The following is a 16,344-nucleotide window of genomic DNA, read 5'->3' as shown; positions in this document are numbered from 1 at the left end:
CATGCAACGCAGCTTCCTCGCGCAACGCACACCGCTGGCAGCGGCCATCGCCGTCGTCATCGCCTTGGCGGCAGGCAGCGCCGCCGCGCACACCCTGGATGACGGCATCCCGCAGACCAACGGCCTGCGCATCGACATGGCGGCGGTGGCCGCCTATCTCCATGGCGATTCCACCTTGCCGGCGCCCAGGCTGGCCGGCACGCTGGGCCTGGGCGACACGCCTGACGACCAGCGCGGCTGGCGGCTGGAGCATGGCACCCTGGGCGCCGGCCTGCGCGTATCTCCCCAACTGGGGGCCAACATCGCGATGGGCTGGCACGACAGCGACCCAGCCCACGTGGAGGCCGCCTGGATGGAGGCGCGCAGCGGCTCAGACGCCGAGCTGACCCTGGGCGCAGGCCGCAACCGCGTGCCCATGGGACAGGTACTCACGCGTGCCGGGCACTTCGACCGCTACGGCCAGATGCCGCTGGCCAAGCGGGCGGCCTTCAACGGCGACTGGATCGAGGATGGCGTCAACGCCGCCTGGCGTCCCCACCTGCAAGGCGCCATGTCCTGGCTGCAGGGCATTGACCTGGGGCTTTGGCGCGCCCGGCGCTTTCCCGGCAGCGACAACGCCGCCTGGGCGCCCGTCGTGCATGCCAGCGCCGCCTGGACATCGGTGCAGGCTGACGCCTTCTACAGCCGGATGCAGCCCAAGGGGCGCGGCGCCTATGTACAGCGCTCCAACAGCGGCCACATCCACACGGCGCCACAGTGCAATGCCAGCCTGCGCGACATCACCTGCTTCGACGGCACCGTGGACCTGGCCGGGGCCAGCGCTACCTGGACCACGCCGTTGCCCGGCGTCCAGCTCACCGCAGCAGGCATCTGGCGGCGCGAAAGCGGAAACCTCTATTCCCAGAACGGCGACACCCGCTACCAGGGCCGCACGCTGGGCGGCTGGCTGGAAGTGCTCTGGCAGCCGCGCGCGCGCTGGGAATTCGGCGCCCGCCAGGAATGGCTCAGAAGCACCAATCGCGTCAGCGGGCCGGGCGCCCTGCTGGTGGCCACGGACGCCAACCTGCTGCCCAACAACCCATCGCGCCGCTTCACGGCCATGGCCGGCTGGCGCCCCGTCAAAAGCGTTCTGATCGCGCTTGAAGCCGGGCGCGAGCACATTGCCGGCAAAGGCCATACGGTGGCAGGCCTGCGGCTGATCTGGACCCCCGATGCCCTGTTGGAAAGGAACTGGAAATGACCACAATGCTTCGCCGCCAGGCGCTTGGAATGCTGCTGGGCACGGGCTGTGCCCTGACACTGCCGCTGACGGCACGGGCCCATGACTTCCGGGCGGGAGACCTGGTCATAGACCACCCCTACGCCACGCCCTCCATCGCCGGCTCCAGCAACGGGGCGGCGTATTTGCGGGGGATCAGGAACAAGGGAAAGAACGCCGACCGGCTCATCGGGGCCAGCACGCCAGCGGCCGCACGCGTGGAGCTGCATGAGATGAAGATGGAGGGCGACATCATGCGCATGCGCGAAGTGCCCTTCATCGAACTGCCCGCAGGCCAGGAGGTGCAGCTGCGCCATGGCCAGTCACACCACCTCATGCTGATCGATCTCAAGCAGCCCTTGCGCGAGGGTGATCGCTTCGATCTGACGCTGCAGTTCGAAAAGGCTGGCGAGTACAAGGTCAAGGTCTGGGTGCAGCAACCCAAGCGCATGCCATCCGGACACCAACACCCGCATTGAACGGACATGCGGCAGGAGCCGCGCCCCACAAGGCGAGATGCAGCCATGAGCTGCTGCAATCGCCACCATGGGACTTCCCGGCAGCTCAGTCTTCGTCCAGCGCCTCAAACCGCTCTGCCAGGAAATCCAGCAGCGCCCGCACGGCCGGCAGCAGCCCGCGCCGAGAGGCGAACACCGCATGGATGATCTCGCGCCGTGGCGCCCAGCCCGGGATGACGTGGACCAGTTCACCGCGCGCGATCTGCTCGCGCACCATCATCGAGGGCAGTTGCACCACGCCCACCCCCGCCAAGGCCGCCGCGCGCAGCGCCAGCATGCCGCGCGTGACCAGGCGCGGCCGGTGGCGGATGGCCGCCTGCGTGCCGTCCGGGCCGATCAGGTGCCACACATGCTCGTGCTGCGGCAGGCCCAGGTCCATGCTCGGCAGGCCTGCCAGGTCGGCGGGCACCTGGGGGATGCCGCCTGTCAGCAGCTGCGGGCAGGCCACCAGGCATTGACCGCGCTCGGCGAGCATGCGCATCACCAGGTCGCTGTCCTCCAGCGGCGGCGGGCGCACGCGGATGGCAACGTCGATTCCCTCGCCCACCACGTCGACGCGGCGGTTGGTTTCCTCGAGGTGGATCTCCACGCGCGGATACGCGGCCATGAAGGCCGCCAGCATGTCGGCGATGCGCGCATCGAGCAGCGCCACCGGGCAGGTCATGCGCACGATGCCGCGCGGCTCGGCGTGGGTCAGCGCGATGGCCTCGTCGGCGGCGTCGGCCTCCACCAGCATCGCCTTGCAGTGGCCGTAGTAGGTCTGGCCGGTCTCGGTGACGGCAAATCGCCGCGTGGAGCGCTGGATCAGGCGCGTGCCGAGACGCTCCTCAAGCTGCGCGATGCGCCGGCTCAGCTTGGATTTGGGCATCCCCAGCGCGCGGCCCGCGGGCGCAAAGCCGCCGTGGTCCACCACCTGCACGTAGTAGTAGAGGTCGTTCAGGTCTTTCATTGCACACCGCCTTCATCGTTCCTCAGATAGGACTCTGATGGCAAATATTAACGACTACCGCGTTCATCGTTCAAATCCTATTCTCTATCCGTCAGCCAAGACCTTTGTCTCGGCGACACAAGGAGATCAGCATGAAGAAAATCCTCGGTGTCTACAGCGCCCCCCGCATGCACTGGGTAGGCGACGGTTTTCCGGTGCGCTCGCTGTTCGGCTACGACGGGCTGGGCAAGCACCTGAGCCCGTTCCTGCTGCTTGACCACGCGGCGCCGACGCCCTTTGGGCCGACCGACCGGCCGCGCGGCGTCGGCCAGCACCCGCACCGTGGTTTCGAGACCGTGACCATCGTCTACCAGGGCGAGCTGGAGCACCGCGACTCCACCGGCGCCGGCGGCCTGATCGGCCCCGGCGACGTGCAGTGGATGACCGCTGGCGGCGGCATCCTGCACGAGGAATTCCACTCGCGCGCCTTCACCGAACGCGGCGGAACCATCGAGATGGTGCAGCTCTGGGTCAACTTGCCCGCCAAGGACAAAATGACCGCGCCGGGCTACCAGACGCTGCTGGATGCGCAGATTCCCTGGGTGGACCTGGCGGAAGGCGCGGGCCGTGTGCGGGTGATTGCCGGCGAGTTCGGCGGCCACCGCGGCCCGGCGCAGACCTTCACGGCGATGGACGTGTGGGACATCCGCATCCGCCATGGCGGCGTGGGCCGGTTCGACGCGAAGGACGGCCACACGCTGGCCCTGGTGGTGCTCCACGGCTCGGTGCTGGTCAACGGCGCCATCGCGCGGGAAGGACAACTGGTGCACCTGGAGCGCGCCGGCAGCGGCGTGGAGATCGAGGGCAGCAGCGACGCCACCGTGCTGTGGCTGTCCGGCGAGCCCATCGATGAGCCGGTGGTGGGCTATGGCCCGTTCGTGATGAACAGCGAGGCCGAGATCCGTCAGGCCATGACCGACTTCAACAGCGGACGCTTCGGCCAGATGGCGCACTGAGCGCCGCAGGGCTCCCGCCGGGAGCCCTGCATGTTTCCCCCGACGCGGCTTTGTTCAGCCGGGGCCTGCTGCCCCGGTCGTGCAAGGCTGCGCCTGAACCGCCCATCCCGGGCACTTTGCAACCCCAAGGAGATTCACCATGACCAAGCCCTACGTCCGCCTGGACAAGGACAACGCCGCCGTGCTGCTGGTAGACCACCAGACCGGCCTGCTCTCCCTTGTACGCGACATCGACCCGGACAAGTTCAAGAACAACGTGCTGGCGCTGGCCGACATCGCCAGCTATTTCAAGCTGCCCACCATCCTGACGACCAGCTTCGAGAACGGCCCCAACGGACCGCTGGTGCCGGAGCTCAAGAGCCAGTTTCCCCAGGCGCCCTACATCGCCCGGCCCGGCAACATCAACGCCTGGGACAACGAGGACTTCGTCAAGGCCGTGAAGGCCACGGGCAAGAAGCAACTGATCATCGCCGGCGTGGTGACCGAGGTGTGCGTGGCCTTCCCCGCACTGTCGGCCATCGAGGAAGGCTTCGACGTCTTCGTGATCACTGACGCCTCCGGCACCTTCAACTCCATCACCCGCGATGCGGCGTGGAATCGCATGTCGCAGGCCGGCGTGCAACTGATGAGCTGGTTCGGCGCTGCCTGCGAACTGCACCGCGACTGGCGCAACGATGTGCAGGGGCTGGGCACTCTGTTTTCCAACCACATCCCCGACTACCGCAACCTGATCACGAGCCACACCACGTTCACCCAGGGCAATTGAGGAGAAGACCGTGAGCACACCCCAAACCATCGCCAACTTCAACGGCGCCCGCCCGGTCATCGATCCCGACAATGTGGCAATGCTGCTGATCGACCATCAAAGCGGCCTGTTCCAGACCATCAAGGACATGCCCTTCACCGAGGTACGTGCCAATGCCACCACACTCGCCAAGGTAGCGACACTGGCGAAGATCCCGGTCATCACCACCGCATCGGTGCCGCAGGGTCCGAACGGCCCCTTGATCCCCGAGATCCACCAGTACGCCCCGCATGCCCGGTACGTTGCGCGCAAGGGCGAGATCAACGCCTGGGACAACCCGGAGTTCGTCGCTGCCGTCAAGGCCACCGGGCGCAGGCAGCTCATCATCGCGGGGACGATCACCAGCGTCTGCATGGCCTTTCCCAGCATCGCCGCGGTGCACGAGGGCTACCAGGTCTTCGCGGTGATCGACGCCTCGGGGACCTACTCGAAAATGGCGCAGGAAATCACGCTGGCGCGCATCGTGCAGGCTGGCGTCGTGCCGATGGACACGGCGGCGGTGTGCTCGGAGGTGCAAAAGACCTGGAACCGCGAGGACGCGTTGCAGTGGGCTCAGGCCTACAGCGCAGTCTTCCCGCCGTACCAGTTGCTGATCGAAAGCTACTCCAAGGCGCAGGAAGTGGCCAGGAACGGTGAGCAGTTGGATTCGCAACGCACCTGACTGCGGTAGCACGGCACGGGTACGAGGCCGCTTGCCCAAGGTGTCGGCGGCCATGGTGGAATTTGTGGATGAGGCGCAGGACTGAGACCCCGGCCCCGGTGGCGCTCAGCGCCAGCAGTCCTCCACCGTTCCCAGGGGCGATATGCCTTTCACGCCCAGGGCGTTCAGGGTGTAGTCGCCGCAGCGCCTGTCCGATGCCTGGCGGCCGGTGCGCGTGGCCTTGAGCGTGTAGCCGCCGTCATTGGCGGACGTGGCCATCGTCAGGGTGTAGTGGCCGTTCTCGGACTTGTCCCCCCAGGGCAGCCTGAGGTTGGCGACGGAGCTTGTGTAGCCGCCGTTCTGCGCCCGCCAGCGCTCCTGCCGGGCGGCGGCCTCGCCCAGCAGGCTTTGCGCTTCCACGCGCCGCGATCGCAGCACGTATTCCTGGTAGGAGGGGTAGGCGATCGCCGAAAGAATGGCGACCACCGCCACCGTGATCATCAGCTCGATCAGCGTGAATCCATATAGCTTGCTGCGCACGCATTTCTCCTCGGGGGCCCGCAGGGCCAGCCAGACGGCCGGGGCCGGCAGGCCCCTTTGTGTAGTGGATGGGATGGCGGTCACGGGTTCGCTGGCTGGCGGCGCCAGCTCTGTCGCCCCCGGTCCACTCCGCTGTTGATATCGTCGCCCCCGGTCTTGACTGGGTCTCCCGCCCCGCTTGGCTTTCCGCTGGAGTCGAAGATCTTCGCGCCGCTGATGGTGGGCCTGCCCGGCCCCACCTCGCGGCCGTTGACCTGCTGGCCTGCCAGGTTGTCGGAGGCGTTGAAGATGCCGTCGCCGTTCACATCGAAGGCGACATAGTCGGTCTTGCCCCCGGTGTCGGGATCGATGGCGTAGATCGTGCTGGCCAGGCCTGCGGAGCAGGGGTCGCCCAGCGGCGGCCGGATGGAGGTGAACACCAGCCCCCGCCCGTACAGGCTCATGTCGTAGACCAGTCTTTCGCCGTCGCGCGGCAGATCGACGTACCAGCCCCAGCTGTGCACATTGGAGTCGGCGGTGCTGGTGGCGTCCTTGTACCAGGTGACCGGGTTGGCCGACAGGGCGAACTTGCCCGGAAAGCCGCTCACCTGGGTGAACTGCTGGGCCTGCAGATCCCCGCGCCCCTTGCCGGCGGTAGGCAGCGGCTGCGGCGCAGTCGTGGCGGGTGTGCCGTAGCGATCCCAGACACCGAACACCGATTGCCGGCGCATGTCCAGCTTGTCGTCATCCGTCATGAAGCGGCCCGTGCCGAAGGCCACCACATCGCCCTTGCCGCTGGAGTGCCGCACCACGTAGGGTGCGGTGGTGATGGACAGCCGCTTGCCGCCGCTGCGTTCGGACTCGCGTGCCACAAAGAACAGTTGCGCATTCCATGAGCCGCTGGCACCGCTGGCCAGGTCCACGCGCCATACATTGCCCGCAAGATCACCGGCATAGGCCACGTCCACCTTGCCATCGCCGTTGTTGTCCACCACGGCGGCGCGCGACAGGCCGTTCTTCGGCGCAGGCAGCGCGCTCAGCTCTGCGGCCGTCATGCCTGCCGCGAAATCAAAGCGCCGGATGACCTCGCCACTGGAGACATCCAGCACAAACAGGCTGGACTCGCCGGAGGCGCTGTTCGACGCCTGGTAGCCATTGGACAGGAATACCACCCACCTGCCCTTGGACCGGCCGGCGTCGTTGAGCCGCGCAACGACGGGCGTTGGCATCGAGTAACCCATGCGTTCGTCCTGTTCAACGCCGAACTCCCACAGCAACCGGGGGGAGGTGGGGTCCGTGACGTCCAGCGCGAAGACCTGCCGCCCGCCCGCGCCCAGGCTGCCGACCAGCACCCTGTGCCAGGCGTTGCCGAAGTAGACATCGGAGACCACGGGCGTCCCGTCCACGAAGTAGCGGTGGGGAGCGCCGCCCGCGCCATACCGGGACGTCAGGACATTGAGCGAATTCTTCACCCCCGATGGAATGAAGGCGAACTCCTCCTTGCCAGATGCCGCGTCGAAGGCGTGCAGCATGCCGTCGTTGGCGCCCACATACAGCATCTCCTTGGCAGCCTGTTTCGCGGCAAAGGCGGCATAGGTGGTGCTGCCCTCCAGCTTGTCCGCAGCGGAGGCGCGGTACAGGCCGCCCTTGACCCGCACCAGCGAGGAATTGACGATGTCGCCCAGCACATTGGGCTTTCCGCTGGCCAGGGGCTTGCGCACGCGCAAATCATCGCGCACCTCGCCACGCAGGAACTCGATGCGCTTTTTGGCCTGGCCATCGGCGGAGTTCGTGGCCGGGTCCGTGTTGAGCACGGCCAGCCAGGACGCATCGGAACGCTGCCCGCTGAGGCTGGAGTATGTGAAAGGGCTCAGCGACACGGCACTGCCGGTCCTGCTGGGGTAGTAGATCTTGCGGTCATCGGCGGACCGCTCCGACAGGAGTTCCGCCGCGCTCCACACCAGCGTTCTGTCGCTGGTGGTGAGCTTCTCGCGGATGACATCGCCGCTCCAGTACTGGACCTCGAACGTGGTCCGATACAGGTCGGCGCCTTCGCCCAGTGTCGCCGTGGGCATGTCCACGCTGACCGCCGTCACGGAACTGATGTTCTGCAGGATGTCGTTGAACGCCTTGGTCAATTGCTCCTTGAGCGTGCCGGCATTGGTCACCAGAAAATAGTTGTCCGGATCTCCCGTGATCTTGGAGGGGTCGCGGTCCGGCACGCCGTACTTGGCGGCATACCACAGCGGTCCCTTCAGGAAGCTGCCCGCATCGGTCGCATTGCCGGGAGTGAAGCTGCGGGTGGCCGTGAGCCCCAGGTTCGAGCATTCCGTGCGCTGTTGGGCCGAGATGCTGCCCCGGCAGTAGCCCGGATCGCGATTGGGGGGCGTGTTGTAGGCGTAGTAGGCCGAGGCCGTGTCCTTGTCACGCACCTCCAGGTACATGCCGTCCTTGGTGGTGCCCGAGATCACATAGCCCATGTGCTGCCCCAGGCCGCCAGCGGCGTATTCGGACACCATGTCGATCTTCACCGTGCCATCGGCCTGCAGCGCGATCGTGTAGCGCGCGATGGCGTCCATGTCATGGTCGGCGCCCTGCTCCACGTCCTCGTAGTTGATGCGGAACTCCGCATAGGGCCGCCCGCCATTGACCGAGGCATCGATGTCCGCCTTGCCCGTGTTGGCAATGTTGACCACGTAGTAGTCGACGATCTGGTTGGTCGGCGTGAAGACCGCATTGTTCACGGTGCTGCCACCGGCACTGCCGGAGACGGTCTTGGCAAACGGCGCAATGGTCACAAAGCGCTTGCCGCCGATCGGAAAGCGTATTTCCGGCAGCGGTGACGCAATGGCCACGGAGTAGGTCCTCAGCGCATTCTTGCCCTGGCTGTTGCCGAAGATGGCATTCCTGGCGCCGAAACGGGCCACGCCTGCGGCATAGTAGGTGCCTTCCTTGCTGGGCTCCTCAGGAGACAGGCCGCGCGCCCATGACAGGTCTGCAATGGTCTTGACCGAAGGAGCCTGGTCGGCATTGGCCGATGTTGACTGGCCGATGAAGAAGTTCTTCCCGTCTATGCGCTCGGCCGAGCCGATGGCCGCCACCTCGTCTGAGACATTGAAGCCATTGAGGGCGCTGGCACCGACGCTCGCGTAGCGGCTGCCGGGCAGCTTGCCGTCGTAGGAGGGATTGATGTCGCTGAGCACCGTCATGACGGGACGGGAGCAGTACTGGTAGCCGCCCCCGCCTTCGGCCTTGGCCCTGTAGGGCGTTTCCCAGGCGGGCTTGGACAGGCCCAGGGACGCATCCTTGGAGGAGCCGCCGGCGTAGTCATAGATGCCGAGGGCCTGGGACGCGCCGCCGAAATAGCGCATGGTCTCGAACATCATTTCGCTGATGGGGTTGCCCCACATGGCGCACTTCGAAGGCTTGTCCAGCGAACTGATGGGGCCGGACGTGATCCAGCCGCATTCCACGTATTTGCCGCCGGTGTAGCCGATCAGCCGCTGGCGGTCTATGTTGGCGACCACGCCATTGACACCCGTCTTGAACTGGCCCGTCTGAGGGTCGACTTCCTCTGCGAAATTGCCGATATTGCGACGCAGCACGCCGCCGGCGATGTTTTTCTCGTACGAGCCTGTGAGCAGGCCGAAGTACATCTTCCCGTTCTCCCCGAAGTCGTGCAGCAGCCCCGTGGGCTTGTAGATGGTCTTGCCACCGTTGGGATAGGCCTTGCAGCTGGCCTCGAGCAACTGGACATTGCTGCTGGAGCAGGCCTCCACAAGCAGGTTGTAGTCGGTGATCCTGCTGCTGGCCCGCGCGCACGAATTGCCGCCTGCACAGTTGCTCTGCCCTGCAAAGCCCTCCTGGGACACCCAGTCCCAGATCTGGAACGAGGAGTCATTGAGCACGCGCAACTGGGTGATGACGCCAGCGGCCTCCCCCAGCGTGGTGACGGCAAACAGATGGCGCGTGCCGACCGCCGGCGGGCGCAGCGGCGCATAGTCCGAAATGCTGTAGACCTTGGCATCCCGCGCAGGGTCATAGGCCTTGCCCCAGCTGTGCGCATCCCTGGGAATGTAGGCGGTCTGCAAAACGGTGCGCGAAGCCGTGTCCTCCGCACGCATGCCGCCATAGAGCACGCGGCGTATGGCGTCCATGCGCGATGTGCCCAGATAGTTCAGGAAGTCGCCGCTCCAGTGGTTCGAGCACTTTTTCCTGTTGCTTCCGGTCGCTGCCTGCGAGGGCACGAAAACACCCTTGGAATAGCTGTAGCAGACGTTGTTGTTGAAGTAGCCGTAGTAGTCGATCTGGTCCGGCTTGTACCCGACATCGATCACACCGTCGCCGTTGAGGTCGGAGGCATCGTTGTAGGCCTCGTAGTACAGCTTGTGGTCACGCCCCATCACCAGCATGTTCAAGGGCGCCAGCGCCTGGTTCACGAACAGCGGCATCTGGGACAGCACGGTGTCCGCGCGCCCCTGGGCATGCGCCGGCGTACTGGCCAGTGCCAATGCGCACGTCCACAGCGCCAGGGCCGGCCACGCGCGTGCCAGGCCCTGGCGCCCCCTCGGACCATGCATGGTTTTCCAACTTGCAATGCGAGCCATTGAAGCTCCCTCCCCCTGCTTACTTTATGAACATGTTGACGCTGGACCGCAGGCACAGCGCATGCGCTCCGCAGGCCTGGGCCTGCGTCTTTTCCGTGGCCTGGGCATTGACCTCATAGAAGTCCGTGCAGCCGGTGGCGGGTGCATCCAGCGCGGACGTCGCACTACCCGACTTGGGACAGGCGGTCGTGATGTATCGGGGATACCAGTACCCATCGGGCTGCTGAAACCCGGCCGCCTTGGCCTTGGTCGTCCGAAAATCCGTACCGAGCCCGATGGAGTCCGTACGCACATCGGATACCGAGCAGGGAATGCCGCTGCTCTCGGCCACCGGAGTGCCGGCGCCATTGCAAGGCTTGAGTGCGACGGCATGCTCCAGCAGCTTGCGCTCACCTTCTCGCAGCGTGCCATCCGCGGTTTCATACAGCCGCTGGCTATCCACCATGTTGGCGGCGATGCGTGCCTCCAGCGTGGCCACGCGCATGCCGACCACCGCCAGCAGCAACACCAGCAGCAGCATGATCATGGACACCAGCAAGGCATTGCCGCGCTGGCGCCCGTGCAGGACACAGGACATGCAGCGGCGGCTCCGGGCTCCGATCAGCGCGGTCATGGCATCAGATTCCTCAGGGTGAGCGTGCCGGTGGCCAGTTGCAGCAGGGAGCCGGCATTCGCATCGCATCGGGCCCGGGCGCCGCCCAGTTGCGCCCAACGCTCGCAGACGGTGGAGGTCATGCCCTGCGTCACCTTGCCGGAGCTTTCCAGCAAGAGGGCAAGGCGCAGGGAACGGATGGCTTCCTGCTTCCCGGGCAACGTGGCCGTGAAGGCATCGACCCTGCGTATCGCGCCGGGCGCTGTCTGCCGATCGATGCCGAACTCGAAATGCACCGCCCGCACGCCATCGGCGAGCGGCACAACCTCCTGCGCGGCCCGGCAGACCAGCACACCACTTTCGACGGTGTATTTCTCCGCGAACATGCCGGTCGCCGGCGCCGGAGCGTCATAGGGGCCCGCGGCCCCCAGGTTCGCCGGCGTGCCCGCACAGTCGGTTTCCGCAGCGTCCCGGGGCTGGAAGCGAAGGCAGACGGTCTGCGCGTCAGCCGCGTAGAGCGCCTGTCCCTGGGCGAACTGGCAGCCGTTGGGATGGGGCGAGGAATCGGCAGGAAATGCGTCGAACATCGCCTGCGAAGGGTCTCTCCTGTAGCCTGCCTTGGAGAACTCGGAGTCCAGCACGGCCAGCGCCAGCCGGCTGTTGCCGAGGTTCTCGCTCTGCCCCACGCGAAAACCGAAGCTCGACAGCCCCTGCATGTAGATGGTGGTGGCAATCAGCACGAGGAACAGGCCGATGGCCAGCGCCACCAGAATCTCCACCAGGGACAGGCCCGCCTGGGACGGCATGCGCATGCGGCACGCCCGTGCGCCCGGCCCGCGCTCAAAGCCGCGACCGCAGCGTGAATGTGCAAAATTCATTGTCGCTTCCATCCAGACATTGGCCTTTCTTGACCGGCCAGGCCACCGTCACGGACACCAGGCCGTCGGCATCGGCGCTCACGGCGAAGGAGGTGTCGATGCGGTCCTCGGTGAGATCGGGCACCAGCTTGCGGGCCCGCTCGCCCCAGCAGGCCAGGCGCTGCGCCCGCGGCTGCGGCAAAGGCTGGCAGGCCACGGGTGCCGCGGGCATCGCGGCACCCTCCAGCTTCTGGTAGCCGCCCAGTTCCGCCACGGGCGCGCCCTTCGCGTCCAGGACCGTGGCCGTGTCCCCCCGCAGGGTCTCCAGCAGTTCGGAAGCCAGCATGGATGCCATCTGGCGCCGCTCGGTATCCACGGTGTATTCAATGGCACGCACATGGATGCGCACGGCGCCCAGCAGCCCCACGGCCACCAGCAGCACGGCGACGAGTACCTCGATAAGGCCTGCGCCGCGTTGCCTGCGAGAAGGAAAAGGAATGGACATGTTGCAGACCCGTTGCACGCGCATCAGCAACTGCCGCCGGCAGGCAGCCGCTGCTGGCGCACAAGCCCGGCGCGGGTCACTCTCAGGCATTGCATGCGCGTGGCATGGCGAGCCGTGACGGTCAGCGTGTACAGCGTGCTGGCGCCGGAGAACTGCCTGGCGGTCCCCGTGGTTTCGAACAGGACACCCTGGGAAGAATCACCGGAGGGCGAGACTGTCACGGCCTCAGGCACCCGGGCCTCGCGCACCAGTTGCCCTCCCGACTTGGCGGACCATGTCTGCCCCGCGCCCACGAAGCTGCTTTCCACCCGTTTGTAGACCGCTTCGGAGCGAGCCAGCTGCAGCAACGACTGCAACTCGAGCGCAGCCGAGCTGACGCGCTGGTTGGCTATTTGGGCGATGAAGGAAGGAGCGGCCAGAGCGGCCAGAATCGCGACCAGCGCCACCACCACCATCATCTCGATGAGGGTGAAGCCACGGGGCCATTGCCATGTGCCGCCTGGACAGCCGTTGCGCGTGTGACCGGGGTTTTTCATGCAAGCGTGCTTCTCGTTGCCGGGGAACCATGCGACAGGCCTGCAAGCCCTGCGCCATTGCTCTTTATTGATGTTTGCAATCGTAATGCAAAGGCAATTTAGAACACCTATTGACACAGGTTATGGGACAAATATAGGACTTGTCTTATAAAAACCTGCGCAAAGCGCAACACCCCATCCAGCAAGCCCGGCCCGCCGTCCGTGCACGCAAGCTCGGCGGGACGGCCCGCGCAACGGGCATGGCATGGCCACGGTGGCGATACGGCAGGTCCCGAAGTCAGGAGGCAGGCCTCGCACCAAGCGCCTGAAAATCCACCGCAGCATGCGCGGCCGCAATCCAGCCGCAGCGCAATTGGCGATGCGAATATCCCGTCAGCTTCCAGCCCGAGGAAGATAAAGTTTGCGCCCAAAGCAAAAATCCCCAGTGCATTTCTGCACTGGGGATTTTCTTGTTTGGGGTGGCTGATGGGGCTCGAACCCACGACAACAGGAATCACAATCCTGGACTCTACCAACTGAGCTACAGCCACCGTTGAAGCATTCGATTATATGCCAAAAACCAGCAGACAAATGCTTTGGAACAGGCGTTGCGTGACGGATCGGGTGCAGCAGGAACAACGGCGCATCGGGGGACGCGGGCAAAGGGCAGGATGGCGCCATCCTCCATGCAGCCGCAGCCGGCAGGGACCTTGTCCGGCGCACCTGAAGCTGCCGGGGACAAGCTGCCGGGCACAAGCAGTCCCCCTGCCGCCCAAAGCAAAAATCCCCAGAGCATTTCTGCTCTGGGGATTTTTTTATTTGGGGTGGCTGATGGGGCTCGAACCCACGACAACAGGAATCACAATCCTGGACTCTACCAACTGAGCTACAGCCACCGTAGAAGAACGCTATTCTATTCCAAAAAACTGCTTGATTTCTGAAATTTCTGTTTTTCTAGAAATTTCCCTCATCAGGGGCGCGGGACCTTGATCTGCACCTTGAGCTGTTTCTTGAGAAGCTCGTAGTATGCCATAGCTTCCGCCACGGCCGAGCTTCGCAGGAAGTCCTGCTTCTGCGCGGCAGCCGCCTGCGCATCATCGGCCGGACGCTCGACGATGCGGTTGATCTTGACCACGGCATAGCCTTGCGCGCCCAGGTCAACACCCGTCCACGCAGGCAGCTGGGCCGTGGGCGCACGCAGGGCAGCGTCCACCACTTCGCGCGACTGGCCTTCGGGCTGGTCACGGCTGATCACCTTGGCTGCGGGCAATTGCGCCGCGTCAGGCTTGGCCTTCCATGCGGCGAGCTTGGCTTCGCCATCGGCCTTGGCCAGTTCGGCGGATTTTTGCGCCACATACAGGGTGCGCAGCTTGTCGCCGACCTCGGCCATGGGCAGCGTGCGGGCAGGCGTGTACTCCACCACGCGGCCGGCCACCAACTGGTTGGAACCCAGCTCCACCGCATCGGTGTTGCGCTTGTTGTTGAGCGAATCGCTGGAGAACAGCGCCTCCAGGAAACGGGGATTGGCCAGGGGGCCCTTGACGTTGGGGCCGGGCTGGCGCGTCACATGGTCTGCCTTTTGCACGGTGAGCTTGAACTTCTCGGCCACGGGCTGCAGGCTGTCCGACTGCTCGTAGACCGCGTTGGAGAAGCCTTCCGCCAGTTCGGCGAACTTGCGCTGGGCCTGCTGCTGCTTGAGTTCGGCCTCCAGCTTGGGACGCATCTGCTCGAAGCTCGGCGCCTTGGGCTTCTTGATGTCCACCAGCGAGATGATGTGGTAGCCGAAGTCGCTGTGCACCACGTCGCTGATGTCGCCGACCTTCATGCCGAAGGCTGCATCCTCGAACGGCTTGACCATGGCACCACGGCCGAAGTAGCCCAGGTCGCCACCCGATGCAGCGGAGCCGCCGTCCTGCGAGTTGGCCTTGGCCAGCTCGGCGAAGCGCTTGGGGTCCTTGCGCAGCTCGGCCAGCAGTTCCTCGGCCTTGGCCTTGGCTTTCTCCTGCTCTGCCGCGGGGGCATCCTTGGATGCGTTGATCAGGATGTGGCTGGCGCGGCGCTCCTCGGGACCGGCCAGGCGCTCGGCGTTCTGGTTGTAGTAGGAACGCACATCGTCTTCGCTCAGCGTGATGCCGGCCTCGATGCTGGGCACATCCAGCAGCAGGTATTCCACCTTGGCCTGCTCCAGTTGCTGGAACTGGCTGGTGTGGGCGTCGTAGTAGGCCTTGAGGTCGGCCTCGGTGGGCTGGACCTTGCTGGCGTAGGCGCTGGCTTCGAAGCGTGCCACCTGCACTTCGCGGCGCTGGTACAGCGCATCGATGGCCTGCTTGACCTGGGCGTCGGTCGCAAAGGCCGTGCCCGTGACGCCACCCATCACCTGGTTCATGGACAGTTCGCGGCGCAGATTGGCCTCGAAGCCCTCAGGCGTCAGGCCCTGCGATCCGACCAGGGCGCGGTAGGCTTCGGCATCCATCGAGCCATCCGGCTTCTTGAGCGCGGCAATCGCGGGAATCTCCTGCAGCGTGCGCACCAGCTGTGCATCCGATGCGGCCAGGTGCATCTTCTGCACGGCAGCGGCCAGCACCTGGTCACGCACCATCTTCTCCAGCGTGGCGTAGCGCGCCTGCGGCGAATCCAGCAGCTTGGGGTCGACGTTGGGGTTCTCGGCGCGCAGGCGGTCGCTTTCCATGCGGTGCGCGTTCTCCCAGTCGGCCTGTTTGATCTCATGTCCATCCACACGCGCGACGATCACGCTGGATTCGGTGAAGTAGTTCTGGTTGACCCCCACGAAGATGAACGAGGGAATGATCAGCAAGAACAACAAGATCATCACGAACTTGGAATGCTTGCGGATGGATTCGAACATGGTCTGTCTTTCAGTGGCAGAAATAGAAAAGGCGAACTTTCGTTCGCCTTTTGTTCTTGGTGGGTGCTGACGGGGTCGAACCGCCGACCTACGCCTTGTAAGGGCGCCGCTCTACCAACTGAGCTAAGCACCCCACCTTGACTGGTGTCAGTTCAGGGCATCCTTCAATGCCTTGCCCGGACGGAACTTGGGAACCTTGGCGGCCTTGATCTTGATGGTCTCGCCGGTGCGGGGGTTGCGGCCCGTGCGGGCGGCGCGCTTGCCAACGGCGAATGTACCAAAACCAACGAGCGACACTGTACCACCCTTTTTGAGGGTTTTCTTCACAGCCTCAATCGTGGAATCCAGTGCGCGAGCAGCCGCAGCCTTGGAGATGTCGGCGTTGTTAGCGATGTGCTCAATCAGTTCGGTTTTATTCACAAGATGCCTCTGGAGAAATAAGTGAATGGAATGTCTCTGCGGCCACCAACTTGGCGCGACCAGAAACCCGGCGCGACGGATACGGAATCTGGCTTGCCGTTCGACGCTTGCCTCGGGGCAGGCATCGGTGAATTAAAGCCATCGACCTTCCAGGTGTCAATGCACGCTGTGCATCGCAACGACAGGGCACGATTCTATGCGGTTTTGGCGCCAGCTTTGGCTTTGCGGCCGGTTTTTTGCGCGCAGCGGGTGCTAGCGGCTTCACGAATTGACAAGGGTTGACAATGGACTTGCCCGC

14 protein-coding genes and 3 tRNA genes are annotated in these 16,344 nt (G+C 65.1%); 5 read left to right on the top strand and 12 right to left on the bottom strand.

Translation table 11 applies throughout. From position 1 onward, the window contains the following. Position 1: 1 nt before the first annotated feature. Both AC5I49_RS07845 and AC5I49_RS07840 read left to right on the top strand, forming a co-directional pair. Positions 2-1,240, top strand: a complete 1,239-nt coding sequence (locus AC5I49_RS07845) for a hypothetical protein (RefSeq protein WP_495789134.1) — start codon at positions 2-4, stop codon at positions 1,238-1,240. Next, positions 1,237-1,737, top strand: a complete 501-nt coding sequence (locus tag AC5I49_RS07840; protein ID WP_074923518.1) for a copper chaperone PCu(A)C — start codon at positions 1,237-1,239, stop codon at positions 1,735-1,737. Before AC5I49_RS07845 ends, AC5I49_RS07840 begins: the two co-directional genes overlap by 4 nt. An 85-nt stretch (positions 1,738-1,822) precedes the next feature. Here the strand turns inward: AC5I49_RS07840 and AC5I49_RS07835 are convergent, their stop codons facing one another. Further along, positions 1,823-2,725 (bottom strand): LysR family transcriptional regulator, encoded by a 903-nt coding sequence (locus tag AC5I49_RS07835; RefSeq protein WP_016445413.1) that lies wholly within the window; start codon positions 2,723-2,725, stop codon positions 1,823-1,825. 131 nt (positions 2,726-2,856) lie between these two features. Here AC5I49_RS07835 and AC5I49_RS07830 point away from each other — a divergent pair, with 131 nt between their 5' ends. From AC5I49_RS07830 to AC5I49_RS07820, 3 genes are all read left to right on the top strand, one after another. Then, positions 2,857-3,720 (top strand): pirin family protein, encoded by an 864-nt coding sequence (locus AC5I49_RS07830; protein ID WP_495789133.1) that lies wholly within the window; start codon positions 2,857-2,859, stop codon positions 3,718-3,720. A 139-nt stretch (positions 3,721-3,859) separates the two neighbouring features. Next, positions 3,860-4,486: an isochorismate family cysteine hydrolase YcaC gene (gene ycaC / locus AC5I49_RS07825; protein WP_016445411.1), complete on the top strand. Its 627-nt coding sequence runs from the start codon at positions 3,860-3,862 to the stop codon at positions 4,484-4,486. 10 nt (positions 4,487-4,496) lie between these two features. Further along, on the top strand, positions 4,497-5,186 hold the full coding sequence (locus AC5I49_RS07820) for a hydrolase (RefSeq protein WP_013803115.1): 690 nt from the start codon (positions 4,497-4,499) through the stop codon (positions 5,184-5,186). 105 nt (positions 5,187-5,291) lie between these two features. Here the strand turns inward: AC5I49_RS07820 and AC5I49_RS07815 are convergent, their stop codons facing one another. From AC5I49_RS07815 to AC5I49_RS07765, 11 genes are all read right to left on the bottom strand, one after another. Then, a complete protein-coding gene (locus AC5I49_RS07815) occupies positions 5,292-5,705 on the bottom strand; it encodes a type IV pilin protein (RefSeq protein WP_495789132.1) in 414 nt (137 codons plus the stop codon). An 80-nt stretch (positions 5,706-5,785) separates the two neighbouring features. Continuing rightward, the gene (locus AC5I49_RS07810; protein ID WP_495789131.1) at positions 5,786-10,264 is read right to left on the bottom strand and encodes a pilus assembly protein; all 4,479 of its coding nucleotides are present in this window, start codon (positions 10,262-10,264) and stop codon (positions 5,786-5,788) included. Between the two features lie 46 nt (positions 10,265-10,310). Continuing rightward, positions 10,311-10,868: a pilus assembly PilX family protein gene (locus AC5I49_RS07805; protein ID WP_495789130.1), complete on the bottom strand. Its 558-nt coding sequence runs from the start codon at positions 10,866-10,868 to the stop codon at positions 10,311-10,313. A gap of 32 nt (positions 10,869-10,900) precedes the next feature. After that, positions 10,901-11,695 (bottom strand): prepilin-type N-terminal cleavage/methylation domain-containing protein, encoded by a 795-nt coding sequence (locus AC5I49_RS07800; RefSeq protein WP_209669929.1) that lies wholly within the window; start codon positions 11,693-11,695, stop codon positions 10,901-10,903. A 28-nt stretch (positions 11,696-11,723) separates the two neighbouring features. After that, positions 11,724-12,245 (bottom strand): type IV pilus modification protein PilV, encoded by a 522-nt coding sequence (gene pilV, locus AC5I49_RS07795; RefSeq protein ID WP_495789129.1) that lies wholly within the window; start codon positions 12,243-12,245, stop codon positions 11,724-11,726. Positions 12,246-12,268: 23 nt separating this feature from the next. After that, positions 12,269-12,781: a GspH/FimT family pseudopilin gene (locus tag AC5I49_RS07790; RefSeq protein ID WP_310038712.1), complete on the bottom strand. Its 513-nt coding sequence runs from the start codon at positions 12,779-12,781 to the stop codon at positions 12,269-12,271. Positions 12,782-13,235: 454 nt separating this feature from the next. Then, a tRNA-His gene (locus AC5I49_RS07785) sits at positions 13,236-13,311 on the bottom strand. Between the two features lie 269 nt (positions 13,312-13,580). Continuing rightward, positions 13,581-13,656: transfer RNA gene (locus tag AC5I49_RS07780), tRNA-His, on the bottom strand. Between the two features lie 74 nt (positions 13,657-13,730). Further along, on the bottom strand, positions 13,731-15,626 hold the full coding sequence (locus tag AC5I49_RS07775; RefSeq protein WP_016445403.1) for a SurA N-terminal domain-containing protein: 1,896 nt from the start codon (positions 15,624-15,626) through the stop codon (positions 13,731-13,733). Between the two features lie 57 nt (positions 15,627-15,683). After that, positions 15,684-15,759: transfer RNA gene (locus AC5I49_RS07770), tRNA-Val, on the bottom strand. A gap of 14 nt (positions 15,760-15,773) precedes the next feature. Next, positions 15,774-16,046, bottom strand: a complete 273-nt coding sequence (locus AC5I49_RS07765) for an HU family DNA-binding protein (protein ID WP_012204727.1) — start codon at positions 16,044-16,046, stop codon at positions 15,774-15,776. Between the last annotated feature and the right edge of the window lie 298 nt (positions 16,047-16,344).

The organism is Delftia sp., from assembly GCF_059499305.1.
Note: the sequence above shows the minus strand (reverse complement) of the source record. Positions and strands in the feature narration are given on the sequence as shown.

What these genes read in the sequence shown, in the direction of transcription:
- AC5I49_RS07775 (WP_016445403.1), bottom strand. Translation starts at nt 15,626, where the DNA reads ATGTTCGAATCCATCCGCAAGCATTCCAAGTTCGTGATGATCTTGTTG.
- pilV (WP_495789129.1), bottom strand. Translation starts at nt 12,245, where the DNA reads ATGTCCATTCCTTTTCCTTCTCGCAGGCAACGCGGCGCAGGCCTTATC.
- AC5I49_RS07790 (WP_310038712.1), bottom strand. Translation starts at nt 12,781, where the DNA reads ATGAAAAACCCCGGTCACACGCGCAACGGCTGTCCAGGCGGCACATGG.
- AC5I49_RS07830 (WP_495789133.1), top strand. Translation starts at nt 2,857, where the DNA reads ATGAAGAAAATCCTCGGTGTCTACAGCGCCCCCCGCATGCACTGGGTA.
- AC5I49_RS07800 (WP_209669929.1), bottom strand. Translation starts at nt 11,695, where the DNA reads ATGCGCATGCCGTCCCAGGCGGGCCTGTCCCTGGTGGAGATTCTGGTG.
- AC5I49_RS07835 (WP_016445413.1), bottom strand. Translation starts at nt 2,725, where the DNA reads ATGAAAGACCTGAACGACCTCTACTACTACGTGCAGGTGGTGGACCAC.
- ycaC (WP_016445411.1), top strand. Translation starts at nt 3,860, where the DNA reads ATGACCAAGCCCTACGTCCGCCTGGACAAGGACAACGCCGCCGTGCTG.
- AC5I49_RS07840 (WP_074923518.1), top strand. Translation starts at nt 1,237, where the DNA reads ATGACCACAATGCTTCGCCGCCAGGCGCTTGGAATGCTGCTGGGCACG.
- AC5I49_RS07845 (WP_495789134.1), top strand. Translation starts at nt 2, where the DNA reads ATGCAACGCAGCTTCCTCGCGCAACGCACACCGCTGGCAGCGGCCATC.
- AC5I49_RS07810 (WP_495789131.1), bottom strand. Translation starts at nt 10,264, where the DNA reads ATGCATGGTCCGAGGGGGCGCCAGGGCCTGGCACGCGCGTGGCCGGCC.
- AC5I49_RS07805 (WP_495789130.1), bottom strand. Translation starts at nt 10,868, where the DNA reads ATGTCCTGTGTCCTGCACGGGCGCCAGCGCGGCAATGCCTTGCTGGTG.